Source organism: Bradyrhizobium liaoningense (assembly GCF_018130785.1).
Taxonomy (GTDB): domain Bacteria; phylum Pseudomonadota; class Alphaproteobacteria; order Rhizobiales; family Xanthobacteraceae; genus Bradyrhizobium; species Bradyrhizobium liaoningense_A.
The window spans coordinates 211,116-223,709 of the sequence record NZ_JAFCJT010000002.1 but is presented as its reverse complement, the minus strand read 5'-3'; the positions used below and the strand labels follow the sequence as shown (position 1 = coordinate 223,709).

The 12,594-nt window shown below is 63.9% G+C and carries 13 protein-coding genes and 1 tRNA gene; 7 read left to right on the top strand and 7 right to left on the bottom strand.

Going from position 1 to position 12,594, the window contains the following annotated elements; genetic code table 11:
* Position 1: 1 nt before the first annotated feature.
* From JQ627_RS06705 to JQ627_RS06680, 6 genes are all read right to left on the bottom strand, one after another.
* Complete coding sequence (locus JQ627_RS06705) at positions 2–613, bottom strand: NADH-quinone oxidoreductase subunit C (RefSeq protein ID WP_212483365.1); 612 nt, start codon at positions 611–613, stop codon at positions 2–4.
* A gap of 11 nt (positions 614–624) precedes the next feature.
* Positions 625–1,212, bottom strand: coding sequence for an NADH-quinone oxidoreductase subunit B family protein (locus tag JQ627_RS06700; RefSeq protein WP_014494855.1), 588 nt, complete (start codon positions 1,210–1,212; stop codon positions 625–627).
* Complete coding sequence (locus JQ627_RS06695; RefSeq protein WP_007603535.1) at positions 1,203–1,568, bottom strand: NADH-quinone oxidoreductase subunit A; 366 nt, start codon at positions 1,566–1,568, stop codon at positions 1,203–1,205. Before JQ627_RS06695 ends, JQ627_RS06700 begins: the two co-directional genes overlap by 10 nt.
* A gap of 478 nt (positions 1,569–2,046) precedes the next feature.
* The gene (locus tag JQ627_RS06690) at positions 2,047–3,183 is read right to left on the bottom strand and encodes a PepSY domain-containing protein (RefSeq protein ID WP_212483364.1); all 1,137 of its coding nucleotides are present in this window, start codon (positions 3,181–3,183) and stop codon (positions 2,047–2,049) included.
* A gap of 19 nt (positions 3,184–3,202) precedes the next feature.
* Complete coding sequence (locus tag JQ627_RS06685; RefSeq protein ID WP_212484065.1) at positions 3,203–5,452, bottom strand: TonB-dependent siderophore receptor; 2,250 nt, start codon at positions 5,450–5,452, stop codon at positions 3,203–3,205.
* A 174-nt stretch (positions 5,453–5,626) separates the two neighbouring features.
* Positions 5,627–6,142 (bottom strand): MarR family winged helix-turn-helix transcriptional regulator, encoded by a 516-nt coding sequence (locus JQ627_RS06680; RefSeq protein ID WP_212483363.1) that lies wholly within the window; start codon positions 6,140–6,142, stop codon positions 5,627–5,629.
* 183 nt (positions 6,143–6,325) lie between these two features.
* On the opposite strand from JQ627_RS06680, the gene JQ627_RS06675 reads away from it, so the two are divergent.
* From JQ627_RS06675 to pepT, 6 genes are all read left to right on the top strand, one after another.
* Positions 6,326–7,516, top strand: a complete 1,191-nt coding sequence (locus JQ627_RS06675) for an aromatic ring-hydroxylating dioxygenase subunit alpha (protein WP_212483362.1) — start codon at positions 6,326–6,328, stop codon at positions 7,514–7,516.
* Between the two features lie 62 nt (positions 7,517–7,578).
* Positions 7,579–8,871 carry an MFS transporter gene (locus JQ627_RS06670; RefSeq protein WP_212483361.1) on the top strand — a complete coding sequence of 431 codons (1,293 nt, stop codon included), beginning with the start codon at positions 7,579–7,581 and terminating at the stop codon, positions 8,869–8,871.
* 141 nt (positions 8,872–9,012) lie between these two features.
* Positions 9,013–9,216: a hypothetical protein gene (locus JQ627_RS06665; RefSeq protein WP_212483360.1), complete on the top strand. Its 204-nt coding sequence runs from the start codon at positions 9,013–9,015 to the stop codon at positions 9,214–9,216.
* 160 nt (positions 9,217–9,376) lie between these two features.
* Positions 9,377–9,453 (top strand) — tRNA-Asp (locus tag JQ627_RS06660).
* A gap of 195 nt (positions 9,454–9,648) precedes the next feature.
* Positions 9,649–9,963 carry an HU family DNA-binding protein gene (locus tag JQ627_RS06655; protein ID WP_212483359.1) on the top strand — a complete coding sequence of 105 codons (315 nt, stop codon included), beginning with the start codon at positions 9,649–9,651 and terminating at the stop codon, positions 9,961–9,963.
* A gap of 105 nt (positions 9,964–10,068) precedes the next feature.
* Positions 10,069–11,319: a peptidase T gene (gene pepT, locus JQ627_RS06650; protein ID WP_212483358.1), complete on the top strand. Its 1,251-nt coding sequence runs from the start codon at positions 10,069–10,071 to the stop codon at positions 11,317–11,319.
* 50 nt (positions 11,320–11,369) lie between these two features.
* Here pepT and JQ627_RS06645 read toward each other — a convergent pair whose 3' ends face one another.
* Positions 11,370–12,086, bottom strand: a complete 717-nt coding sequence (locus JQ627_RS06645) for a cation transporter (protein ID WP_212483357.1) — start codon at positions 12,084–12,086, stop codon at positions 11,370–11,372.
* A 105-nt stretch (positions 12,087–12,191) separates the two neighbouring features.
* Between JQ627_RS06645 and JQ627_RS06640 the strand changes: the two genes are divergently transcribed.
* Entirely contained in the window at positions 12,192–12,551 is a 360-nt protein-coding gene (locus JQ627_RS06640) for a hypothetical protein (protein WP_212483356.1), read from the top strand.
* The last annotated feature ends 43 nt before the right edge of the window (positions 12,552–12,594 follow it).

Below are 12,594 nucleotides of genomic sequence, written 5' to 3'. Positions count from 1 at the left end.
ATCAGACCTTCGGTCCCGCCTTCTCGTCACCGGGAAGCGGATAGTCCGCTCCTTCCCATGGCGAGAGGAAATCGAACTTGCGGAATTCCTGGTTGAGCCTGACGGGCTCGTACACCACCCGCTTCTCCTGGTCGTCGTAGCGGACCTCGACGAAACCGGTGGTCGGGAAATCCTTGCGCAGCGGATGGCCCTCGAAACCGTAGTCGGTCAGCAGGCGGCGCATGTCGGGGTGACCGACGAAGAACACGCCGTAGAGGTCGTAGGCCTCGCGCTCGAACCAGTCCGCGCCCGGGAACACGTCGATCAGCGACGGCACCTGCGTGGTCTCGTCGGCCTGGGCCTTGAGCCGGATCCGCGTGTTCAGGGTCGGAGACAGCAAGTGATAGATCACGTCGAAGCGTTTTTCGCGCGAGGGATAGTCCGCGGCCGTGATGTCGGTGAAGTTGATGAACCGGCACTTCGGATCGTCGCGGAGGTACTTGACCACCTCGACGATCTTGGCGGCCTCGACGTCGACCGTGAGCTGGTTGAAGGCCACCGAATGACCGATGGCAGCGCCCGGAAGCGCGCTAACGATCGTCTGCCCCAGTGCGTCGAGCTTGGCGTCGTCCATGACGTAAAACCTTAGCGTTCGATGGTGCCGGTGCGGCGGATCTTCTTCTGCAGCAGCAGCACGCCGTACAGCAGCGCTTCCGCCGTAGGCGGGCAGCCCGGCACGTAGATGTCGATCGGCACGATGCGGTCGCAGCCTCGCACGACCGAATAGGAATAGTGGTAGTAGCCGCCGCCATTGGCGCAGGAGCCCATCGAGATGACGTAGCGCGGCTCGGGCATCTGGTCGTAGACCTTGCGCAGCGCGGGCGCCATCTTGTTGGTCAGGGTGCCGGCGACGATCATCACGTCGGACTGGCGCGGCGAGGCACGCGGCGCGAAGCCGAAGCGCTCGACGTCATAGCGCGGCATCGACACCTGCATCATCTCGACCGCACAGCAAGCGAGGCCGAAGGTCATCCACATCAGCGAGCCGGTGCGGGCCCAGGTGATAAGGTCGTCGGTCGCGGCCACGAAGAAGCCCTTGTCGGACAGCTCGGAATTGACCTCGAGGAAGAACGGATCATTGGCGCCGACCGGCCGGCCGGTCGACGGATCCAGGATGCCCTTGGGGGCCGGCGCTACGACCGGGCCCGAGGACGTTGCAGGGTTCAATCCCATTCCAGTGCTCCCTTCTTCCATTCATAGGCGAACCCGACCGTCAGCACGCCGAGGAACACCACCATGGACCAGAAGCCGGTCGCGCCAAGCTTGCCGAACGCCACCGCCCAGGGAAACAGGAACGCCACCTCGAGGTCGAAGATGATGAAGAGGATGGCGACCAGATAGAAGCGGACGTCGAACTTCATTCGGGCGTCGTCGAAGGCGTTGAAACCGCACTCATACGCCGACAGCTTTTCCGGGTCCGGTTGCTGGAACGCCACGATGAAGGGCGCGATCAGCAGCACGAGGCCGATGAGGCCCGCTACCCCTATAAAGACGACGAGTGGAAGATAGTTCTGCAGAATGCCGCTCATTGACGAGCCCTTTTTCCCGCAGCCTCGGGACAGCCACGGATTCGTCCAGTTTGGAATTGTTCTGAGCCTTAGCGCAGTGCACCAATGGGCGCAAGACACGCTCTTTTTAGGCCCTTTGCCGCCCCCAGAACGATAGAAATCCCGGAATCACCCCGCGGCTGGTATGGAGCAGATCGCCAATCCCAGCAAGGGCGGCCACAGTTTTGCAGGGCAGCCGTTCGAAGATTGCGGCGCACGGGCCGAGGCAGCTATTTGCCGCGTATCGTCCGCGAGAATTGCCCGGTTTTTTGGGTCCGGCAGCGCACCCAAACCCACGCGATGACCAGCACCGGGGCCCCGACCGTCACCCAGGCGACATACTGTCCGACCGTTCCCCAGAGCAGCGCAGCCAGCAGGCCGGTGATGGTCGCAGCCGCGAGCAAGATGGGTGCAGCAAAGACACGTATCCACAGGCGCGAGCGGTCAGAGGAGCCATGCATCACGACGGGACCGGGGTTCGTCTGGCGAATGCGTCGGTCCGGGCGGGCGCACGCTTGCGCCGCCGTGCCAGCCAGAGATAGAGGCCGCTGCCGATCACAACGATCGTGAGAATGTCGAGCACGGCCCAGATCGCCTTGAGCGGCATGCCGCCATAATCGCCGAAATGCAGCGGCTGCGAGATCAGGAGCGCCTGGAGATAGAGCGGCAGTGCCCGGCTGTCGGCGACCTCCCCCGTCTCGCCGTCGAGCAGCACCGGTTTGAGCAGCCGCGCCGTCAGCGCCGTGTCCCCGCGCATGAAGGCGGCGAAGTGGTGCGAGGACGTAAACGGCGTCCCCGGAAAGGCGATGAAGGCGACCTCCATCCCGGGCGCCGCCTGTCTGGCGCGCGCCACGACGTCGTCCAGCGAGGCCAGATGCGCCGGTGGCGGCTTGCCAGCATAGGGCGCGACCATGCTGGCGAGCTCGGTGGCCTTCCACTGGTTGAGCATCAGCTCGGCCCAGGTATTGACGACGCCGGTGAGACCGACCACCAGCGCCCAGGCCACCGTCACGACGCCGATCAGATTGTGCCAGTCGAGCCAGCGCACGCGGCGCGAGGCGTGATCGCGGATGGTGGCAAAGCGCAGACGGCGGGTGAACGGCCAATACAGCACCACGCCGGAGATGATGGCGACGGCGAACAACAGGCCCATCCCGCCGAGGAACAATTTCCCGGGCTGGCCGACAAACATGTCGGTGTGCAGCTTGAGCATGATCAGCATCGGCCCGATGCCGACCGGTCCGAGCAGCTTGGTCGACCCTGCATCGAAGGCACGCACGGTCGTGTTGTCGGGCAGCCCGTCGACGGCGCTGTTGGTGAACGCGGTCACGATCCCGGGCTCGTCCTTGTCCCAGGAGATATATTGCAGCACGCGGCCGGGATCGGCGGCGAGCGCGGCGTCGGCGACCGCTTGGGTCGTCGCACGCGCCGCGCCCGCATGAGCTTCGGGCTGGGGGGCATAGCCCAGGAGCTCATCGATCTCGTGATGGAAGATCAGCGGCAGGCCGGTCAGGCAGAGCAGGAGCAGGAAGACGGTCGAGATCAGGCTGGTCCAGGCGTGGACCACGGACCAGAGCCTTACCGTGCGCGCCTTCACGAGGCCCTCCCCTCTGCACTCACCACTTGTAGGAGACGCTCGCAGTGACGCGGCGCCGATCGCCGTAGAAGCAGGACGAGGCCGCGGCACAGCTCGCGACATAGATCTTGTCGGTCAAATTGATCACGTTGAGCGCCGTGCGCCAGTTCTGCCATTCATAGTGGATCGCGAGATCGCCGAGCACTACCGCGGGAACCTCGAGCGTGTTGGCGGGGTCGGCCCAGGAGGAGCCGACATAGCGCACGCCGCCGCCGAAACCAAACCCTTCGAGCGGCCCGTCCTTGAAGGTGTAGTCCGCCCAGCCCGAGACTAGCAATTCAGGCGTATTGGTCGGCGTCTTGCCCACCAGCGCCGGATCGAGATCCCTGCTGGTGAAGAGATGATAGGCCGTGAAGGCGCCGATGAATTTCAGCTCCTTCGTCGCATTGGCCACCGCTTCGAGCTCGACGCCGCGCGAGGTCACCTCGCCGGTCTGGTTCTGCAGCGTGGTGATGATCGGATCGGTGGTCGGCACGTTCTGGCGCTTCAGGTCGAACACCGAAGCAGTGAAATAGCCGTCAAATCCCCTGGGTGCGACCTTCACACCGATCTCGGCCTGCCTGCCGGTCTCCGGCACGAAGAGCTGGTTCTGCGCGTTGAGACCGATGATCGGGTTGAAACTCGTCGCGTAGGAGATGTAGGGCGCGATGCCGTTGTCGAAATTGTAGATCAGGCCTGCGCGGCCGCTGAACTGGCTGTCATTGTTGCTGGCGAGCGTCGCCCCAGTGTCACGGGCGGCCTGCGTCGTCTCGACCCAATCGTTGCGGCCGCTCAGCACCAGCGTGAAGTTACCGAGCTTCATCTGGTCCTGGAGGTAGGTGCCGGCCTGCTTCTGCGTGATCAGGAAGTTACGGAACGGCGGGCCTGTGAGGGGGATGTTAATGCCGTAGACCGGATTGAGCACATTGATCGGAGGAACGGTGCCGAAGTTGAAGGCCTGATAGTCGTCGATCTGATACCCTTTCAGATCGACACCGAACAGCATCGTGTGCCTGACAGGACCGGTGTTGAAGCGATATTCCAGCTGGTTGTCGAGATCGGCTTGGTTGGCGGTGTCCTTCGCATACCAATTGTAGCGACCGAGAGAGGCCGCATTGATATTGTCCCAGCCGTTGCCGACGTAGCCGCGATAGGTCAGGTCGATATGCGCGAACCGCGCGTTCTGCCGGAACGTCAGATCGTCGGTGAGATTGCGTTCGAACTGATAGCCGAGCATCTCCTGCTCGCGCGTGAACTTGTCGACAGTGGGATCGCCGACGAAGAAGCTGGTCGGGATCTTGCCGAACGGGGCGTTGGTCACCGTGCCCTGATAGGGCAGGAAGTTGATGCCGCGGGTATCCTGCTTCGAGGCCGAGGCCAACACCGTGAACGTCGTGTCGGCGTCGGGCTTCCAGGTGAACGACGGCGCGATGAAGTAATTGTTGTCGGGCGTGAAGTTGACCTGCGTCGGGCCGTTCTGGACCTGGCCGACGACGCGGTAGAACAGCTTGCCGTCCTGGGGCTGTGTCGCGACGGGACCGCCGACATCGAAACCGACATAGGCGTTGCCGAAATTGTTGACGCCGGTCTCGATGTAGCGAACCGGCTCGGCCGGCGGCATCTTGCTGATGACGTTGACGATACCGCTCGGGCTCGATCCGCCATAGAGCACCGCCGACGGACCGCGCAGCACCTCGACGCGCTCCATGTTCGACGGCTGAAGCTTCCAGCTCGCGTACGAGGTGTAGAACAGCTGCATGCCGTCGAGGAACAGCCCGATGTCGTCCGACTTGAAGCCGCGGATCAGCCACCAGTCGTTGCGGGTGTCGGCGCCGAAGGTGCCGGCCCGCACGCCGGCGGTGTAGCGCAGGACTTCGTCGAGCTTGTTCGGCTTCTGGTCGCGGATCTGGTCTGCGCCAATCACCGATACCGATTGCGGCGTCTCCATGATCGGCGTGTTGGTCTTGGTGCCCGACGAGCTGCGGTTGGCGACATAGCCGTTCACCGGACCGCGCGGCGTCTCGACGAAGCCGACATTGCGCTGTTGAACCGGCCTGCGGCTGGCGGCGGACTGCACCGACGGCCGCGCCGCGCGGCGCACGGCGGCAGGCGCGCGTCGGCGTGCTTCCGGCGCGTTGACTGTCACCGACGGCAGATTTTGCGCGCCGCTTTGTGCCGAGGATTGTGCGAGCGATGCCTGCGGCATCAACACGAAAGCGGACGCGGTCGCCAATACGGCCGACCGCAGCATACGAAGACTGTTCAACGCGCACCCCAAGATGTCTATTTGCTGCGTCCTGCCGTCGTTCCCCCAACGGCAAGTGCTTGCGATGACGCTTAGGTGAGCGCGCGCGAATTCCCTAATTGAAAGGTTCTTAGAAAGACTCTTAGAAACGATCCAATGTTTCTGGGGATTGCTGAGCGATCAGCGCGGAACTTTCTCGGCTTCGAGCATCTTCTCGGCTGTCGCCGTGAGACGATCGATCTGTGCCAGCAGCGTCTCGAACTCGTCCTTGCTCAACTGTTCCAGCAATTGCCGATTGCGCTCCTGCGCGCCTTCGACGATCGCATCATGCGCGGCGAGCCCTGCCGCGGTCAGCGAGACCAGCACCTCGCGGCTGTCCTTCGGGTTCGCCGATTTCGCGATCAGCTTGCGCGAGACGAGTTCCGCGAGCGCGCGGCTGATCTGGCCCTTGTCCTGGCCAACGGCCTCGGCGAGTCGCGCCACGCTCATCGGCGGCCGGCGGCCGAGCGAGGCGACAAGACCGAACTCGACCGAGGACAATCCGGCGAGGCGCTTGTAGCGCAGGATGGCGCCGCGCTTGAGCAGATTGGCCAGCACCATCAACCGCGACGACAGCATCACGGTGATCGGCGCCGGCGAGTGGCTTTCGTCCGCATCGGACGATTTGCGCCCGTCCCTGCTCGATGTCTGGCTCATGATCCACCTCTGCCAAGAAAGCCAGGGCGTGCCAAGTCTTGGTAGCGCAACCTCCCCCACCAGATCCGAATGCGACTAAGAGGCATTCCGGAAGATCGTTGACATTGTCATCGATTTATCTTTCACTGTGTCACCGCACCAAAAAGCGACCCGGCCACCAAGGCCAGCGGCGGGAGGAACAACATGACGACGACCCAGCGGGATCGCGATCTCGGCACCGGCTACGCGATGAAGCCGGCGCACACGCGCACCGAGCTCACCTCGGTCGTGCGCGGCACGCCGATGGGCGAGTTGCTGCGCCGCTACTGGCATCCGGTCGGGCTCGTCAGCGACGCCACCAACACGCCGAAGAAGGTACGTGCGCTCGGCGAGGATCTGATCCTGTTCCGCGACAGGCACGGCCGCGTCGGCCTGCTGCACGCGCGCTGCTGCCATCGCGGCACCACCCTCTATTACGGCAAGGTCGAGGAAGACGGCATCCGCTGCTGCTATCACGGCTGGAAGTTCGACACCGAGGGTCACTGCCTGGAGCAGCCCTGCGAGCCCGATGGCGGCCAGTTCAAGGACAAGGTGCGCCAGCCCTGGTATCCGGTCGAGGAGCGCTACGGACTGATCTTCGCCTATATGGGCCCGGCCGAGAAACGCCCGGTGCTGCCGCGCTACGAGTGCCTCGAAAACATGGACGACGGCGAGTTCGTCGAAGCGGATGACTCCTCGATCGGTGGCGGCGGCCCCGCGGTCATCCCTTGCAACTGGCTCCAGCATTTCGAGAACGTGGTCGATCCTTATCACGTGCCGGTGCTGCACGGCTCGTTCTCGGGTCCGCAATTCACCAACATGATGGCTTCGATGCCGGAGGTGAAATTCGACAAGACGCCGCGCGGCATCGCCGTGCGCTCGATCCGCAAGCAGGACGACGGCAAGGTGTTTTATCGCGTCACCGAAGCCGCGCTGCCCACCTTGCGCGTCGTACCCAATCCGCGCGTGGCGCAGTTTGCCCGCGTCGAGTCGATTGGATGGACGCTGCCGATCGACGACACGTCTTTCCGCATCTACGTCGCCGGCCGCGTCAAGACTTCCGGCGACATCGGCCGCATGCGCTCGAAATTCAACGGAAAGTTCTGGTGGGACATGACCGAGGCCGAGCATCAGCAATTCCCCGGCGATTACGAAGCCCAGGTTGGTCAAGGCGCCGTGACCGTTCATTCCGAGGAGCATTTCGGCCAGAGCGACCGCGGCATCCTGATGATCCGGCGCATGCTGGGCGAACAACTCGAGGCCATGGAAGCAGGTCGCGACCCGATCGGAGTTTCATTCGGCGCAAGCACTACGCCCGTTGAATTCGAAGCAGGGAATTACATCCGCGACGCATGAAAACAACCAGCTCGAATAAAGCTGGACCGACAACGATAACAAAGACAAATTGGGGGGATGCGATGGTCGATGTGACGTCACAGATGTCGGTGCAAGCGGCCGCCGCGGCACCGCCCACGCCGCGGCGCTATTACGTGCTGGGCCTGCTCACCATCATCTATGCGCTGAACTTCCTCGACCGCACGATCTTCAACGTCCTGATCGAGCCGATCAAGAAGGAGTTTCAGCTCAGCGACACCATGATGGGCCTGCTCGCGGGCTTCGGCTTCGCGCTGTTCTATTCCCTGCTCGGCATTCCCATCGCGCGCGTCGCCGACCGACTCAACCGGCGCAACATCGTCGCCGCGGCCTTCGCGTTCTGGAGCGCGATGACGGCGCTGTGCGGGATGGCCTCGAGCGTGACCTCGCTGGCGCTGGCGCGCATCGGCGTCGGCATCGGCGAATCCGCGGGCTCACCCGCCTCGCAGTCGATCGTCGCCGATCTCTTCACCAAGAACGAGCGCCCGCGCGCGCTGGGCATCTACGCCATCGGCACCTATCTCGGCGTCTTCCTCGGCTATTTCGTCGGCGGCTACGTCAACCAGCACTATGGCTGGCGGATGGCGTTCTATGTCGCCGGCCTGCCCGGCATCCTGCTCGCATTGATCCTGTGGCTGACGATCTCCGAGCCGAAGCGCGGTGCGATGCAGGAGAGTTTTGTACCCGAGCCGCTCGGGCCGACCCTGCGCTTCCTCGCCTCGCAGCGAAGCTTCATCATCGTGCTGGTCGGCTTCTGCCTGACGACCTACACGAACTACGCGACCGCGGCCTGGATCCCGCCGTTCCTCGCCCGCGTACACCATCTGTCGAGTGCCGAGATCGGCACCTATGCCGGCACCTTCAAGGGGCTCGCCGGCATGGCAGGCACCTTGCTCGGCGGCTTCGTCGTGGCGCAAATCAGCCGCCGCGACGATCGCTGGAAGCTGTGGGCGCCGGCGATCACCTCCGGCCTCGCAGGCCCGGTGTTCGCGCTGTGCATGCTGACGCAGGATTTCGCGATGATGGTGGCCATGCTGGCGCTGACCTCGTTCCTGGTCGGCTTCCATCTCGGGCCGATCTTCGCGATCGCGCAGACGGTGGCCAAGCCGAGCATGCGGGCGCTCGCCTCCGCCCTGATCGCGCTCACCGCCACCTGCTTCGGCCAGGGCGTCGGCCCGCTCGCAGTCGGCATGGTCAACGACGCCCTGAAGGGCACTTATGGTGCGGACGCCGTGCGCTATTCCCTGCTCTCGGCGGCGGTCACGACCACGCTGGGGGCCCTGCTGTTCGTCTGGGCCGCCCGCTCGATCCGGAACGACATCGGCCGGGCCGCCTGAAGCCGGCTCGGCCGCAAGCCCGGCGAAACCGAGCCGGCGCATTAATGAAACCATTTTGCGGAACCCGCGAAACCATCCGGAAACAGATGGTCCTTAAGACGTGAGCCCATAGACGACGGCGAAGCCCGTCGGGAGGCTCAGATGAACCACTCATTTCACTCTGCTGATCGCGGTACCCACCTGAAGATCGTGGTGGTGGCGCTCGTGGCTGGTATCCTGGTCGCCGGCTTCGGGATCGCAGCCCGTACCAACGCCGATTACAGCCAGACAGCCCAGTCCACCCACGTGATCAAGGCCGGCAAGCCGGTGGCGGTGACCAGCGCGGGCACGTCCGAGATTCGCTGACATGCACCGCCTTGCGCTGACCAAGGGCCGCCGCCAGGCGGCTTTTTTCGTTTTCCAGAGCAATGCTTAGCCGATGCGTCCTGACGAAGCGCAACGTCCTTGACTTCACCCAGCCCCGCCTTTAAGTCCCCCCTCGTTCCGCGCGCTTTCAGCGAACCACGCGGGAGTAGCTCAGTTGGTTAGAGCGCCGGCCTGTCACGCCGGAGGTCGCGGGTTCGAGCCCCGTCTCTCGCGCCATTTTGGCAATCCCTTCATAGTCTTAGCCCGAACTTTCCGCTGCCCTTCCCGGCTGCGCGGTGATTGCCGGCGGCCGTCGGGAACCCGTGGCATAGTCAGCCCGCGCCCGAATCGTCTACGCCTGCCAGGACTTGGAGGGATCCCCACGCTTTCCCGGCTTTTCCGGGGCTTCCCTGTTCATTGAGGAGGCCAGACATGGCTAAGAAGGATTCGGCGAAGAAGGCAGCCGCTCCCGCCACCATCACGCTCAAGCACCTCGCCGCCGACATCGCGGAGAGCCAGGACCTGTCGAAAAAGCACGCCGAGGCCGTCCTCACCGACATGGTCGACCTGATCACCAGGCACCTCAAGAAGGGCGACCGCGTCCGCATCGTCGGTCTCGGCATCCTCCAGGTCCGCAAGCGCGCCGCCCGCACCGGCCGCAACCCCGCCACCGGCGAGGCGATCCACATCAAGGCCAGCAAGAAGGTCGCCTTCCGCCCGGTCAAGGAGCTGAAAGAGGCGATCTAGCTGCTTACGGATTGTTAAGTCTGATCCAGCTTCCTTCCGGCCGCATCGAGCCCGCTTTTCTGATATACCGCCTGCTTCCCCAAAGCCCCGGCGGTTTGACCAGAAATGTCCTCCCTCAATTTCAAGCATACCGTGACAGAGCGCTTCCTGCGCTACGTCACCATCGACACCCAGTCCGATCCGGAATCCCCGGCCTCGCCCTCGACCGAGAAGCAGAAGGATCTCGGCCGCGTGCTCGCCGCCGAGCTGAAGGCCATGGGCGTCGCGGACGCGCATCTCGACGACTACGGCTACGTCTACGGAACGATCCCGGCCAATACGACCAAGAAGGTGCCGGTGATCTGCTTCTGCTCGCACATGGACACCTCGCCCGATTGCTCGGGCGAGGACGTCAAGCCGCAGATGGTGAAGAACTATCGCGGCGGCGATATCACGCTGCCGGGCGATACCAGCCAGGTGATCCGCTTCACTGAACATCCCGCGCTGAAGAACCAGATCGGCAACGACATCATTACCACCGACGGCACCACGCTGCTCGGGGCCGACAACAAGGCCGGCGTCGCCGAGATCATGGATGCCGCGCATTTCTTCATCAACAACCCCGATGTGAAGCACGGCACCATCAAGATCCTCTTCACGCCGGACGAGGAGATCGGCCGCGGCGTCGACAATGTCGATCTGAAGAAATTGGGGGCCGATTTCGGCTACACCATGGACGGCGAGAGCGCAGGCTCCGTCGAGGACGAGACCTTCTCGGCCGACGGCGCCACCATCACCATCAACGGCGTCAGCGCCCATCCCGGTTATGCCAAGGGCAAGATGGAGCACGCCATCAAGATCGCAGCGGCAATCGTCGAGCGGCTGCCGAAGGAAGGCTGCTCGCCGGAGACGACGTCAGGCAAGCAAGGCTTCTTGCATCCGATCGGGATCGAAGGTGCGCTCGAGCAGGCGACACTCTCCTTCATCGTGCGCGACTTCACCGAGGAAGGGCTGAAGGAGAAGGAAGTCCTGCTCGAGACCATCGTCAAGGACGTGATGAAGGACTATCCGCGCTCGACCTACAGTTTCGAGGTCAGGGAGCAGTACCGCAACATGAAGCAGGTGATCGACCGTCACCCGCACATCCTCGAATACGCCATCGAAGCGATCCGCCGTGCCGGCCTGCGCCCGATGCGGACCGCGATCCGCGGCGGCACCGACGGCTCGCGCCTGTCCTTCATGGGCCTGCCCTGCCCCAACATCTTTGCCGGCGAGCACGCGTTTCATTCGCGGCTCGAATGGGTCAGCCGGCAGGACATGGAAAAGGCGGTGCAGACGATCGTGCATCTCGCCATGATCTGGGAAGAAAAGGCGTAGCTTGCGCTGACTCAAAATTCTGTCGCGGCACACCTGTTCGTCCTCGCGGTTCAGGCAGTCGCGGCAGCTTGCCCGCCGCGATACTCCGCCCACGCTTGCCGCAGGATTTGCAGCGACGAAGTGAGGAAGATTCCCGCCATCACGGCGGCAACAGCCAGATCGGGCCATGCCGTTGCGGTGCCGAATACGCCAATGGCAGCAACCATCACGATCACGTTGCCGATGGCGTCATTGCGCGAGCAGAGCCAGACCGACCGCACGTTGGCATCACCGTCCTTGTAGCGCGCGAGCAGGAGAACCGAGGTCAGGTTCGCCGCCAGCGCGGCCAGGCTCATCGCGCCCATCAGCTCCGCGCGCGGGAGCCCCAGGACGAGTGTCTGATAGACCGTCGACCCGAACACCCAGGCTGCCATGCCGCTGAGCGACAACCCCTTGAACAGCGCGGCGGTGGCGCGTGTCCTGATGGTCGCGCCGATGACCGAAAGGCTCAGGCCGTAGGTGACTGTATCGGCCAGGAAATCGAGAGCATCGGCCTTGAGAGCCTGCGAGCCGGCCACGTGGCCCGCCGCCATTTCGCTCACGAACATCGTCGCGTTGATGGCGATGACGGTCCATAGCACGCGCTTGTATCTGGGATCGAGCCCGTCGAAGACGGGAACGCCTGCCGAGCAGCAATCGGCGCAGCCCGATCTGGCGACCTCTTCCACTCGGGGTTTGGCAGCTTCCGTGCAGCACGCGTCGTGCGAGCAGCAAGGCTCTTCGGGCATTCCAGGCTCCTCTCCGCGTGTCATCTTACCATCAGCCCGCAACGATGGCGATCTCGTGAAGTTCCCTGCCTTCCCAAGCGGGACCGCCCATGCGAAAATGACGCCGTGAAAATAGCTTACGCCCTTCGCTGCCTGCTTGCGGTGCTCGTGATGGCCTCCCTGGCCATGGCGCCGCTGGCTGCACCTGCCGCCGCGCAGCTCGCTTCCGACACGATGGCGATGGACGACGGCGCGATGGCGAATGAAATGCCGTGCTGCCCGGATCAAAAGGCGCCGGTGCAGAAGGACGATTGCAAGGACTGTCCCTTCATGGGGCTCTGCTTGATGAAGAGCATCCAGGGCATGCCCGTTGCAGCGGTGAAGCTGCAATACGATCTCGCCTACTCCGGCAGGCTTGCGTTGCTTGACGACGCCAAGGCTGACGGCCTGGGCTCATCGCCCCCCGCACGACCACCTCGAAGCTAGCTGCGGTCACACCGCGCTGCTGCCCGGGCCATGCCCGGGCGGC

What these genes read in the sequence shown, in the direction of transcription:
- JQ627_RS06705 (WP_212483365.1), bottom strand. Translation starts at nt 613, where the DNA reads ATGGACGACGCCAAGCTCGACGCACTGGGGCAGACGATCGTTAGCGCG.
- JQ627_RS06700 (WP_014494855.1), bottom strand. Translation starts at nt 1,212, where the DNA reads ATGGGATTGAACCCTGCAACGTCCTCGGGCCCGGTCGTAGCGCCGGCC.
- JQ627_RS06695 (WP_007603535.1), bottom strand. Translation starts at nt 1,568, where the DNA reads ATGAGCGGCATTCTGCAGAACTATCTTCCACTCGTCGTCTTTATAGGG.
- JQ627_RS06685 (WP_212484065.1), bottom strand. Translation starts at nt 5,452, where the DNA reads ATGCTGCGGTCGGCCGTATTGGCGACCGCGTCCGCTTTCGTGTTGATG.
- JQ627_RS06680 (WP_212483363.1), bottom strand. Translation starts at nt 6,142, where the DNA reads ATGAGCCAGACATCGAGCAGGGACGGGCGCAAATCGTCCGATGCGGAC.
- JQ627_RS06675 (WP_212483362.1), top strand. Translation starts at nt 6,326, where the DNA reads ATGACGACGACCCAGCGGGATCGCGATCTCGGCACCGGCTACGCGATG.
- JQ627_RS06670 (WP_212483361.1), top strand. Translation starts at nt 7,579, where the DNA reads ATGGTCGATGTGACGTCACAGATGTCGGTGCAAGCGGCCGCCGCGGCA.
- JQ627_RS06665 (WP_212483360.1), top strand. Translation starts at nt 9,013, where the DNA reads ATGAACCACTCATTTCACTCTGCTGATCGCGGTACCCACCTGAAGATC.
- JQ627_RS06655 (WP_212483359.1), top strand. Translation starts at nt 9,649, where the DNA reads ATGGCTAAGAAGGATTCGGCGAAGAAGGCAGCCGCTCCCGCCACCATC.
- pepT (WP_212483358.1), top strand. Translation starts at nt 10,069, where the DNA reads ATGTCCTCCCTCAATTTCAAGCATACCGTGACAGAGCGCTTCCTGCGC.
- JQ627_RS06645 (WP_212483357.1), bottom strand. Translation starts at nt 12,086, where the DNA reads ATGCCCGAAGAGCCTTGCTGCTCGCACGACGCGTGCTGCACGGAAGCT.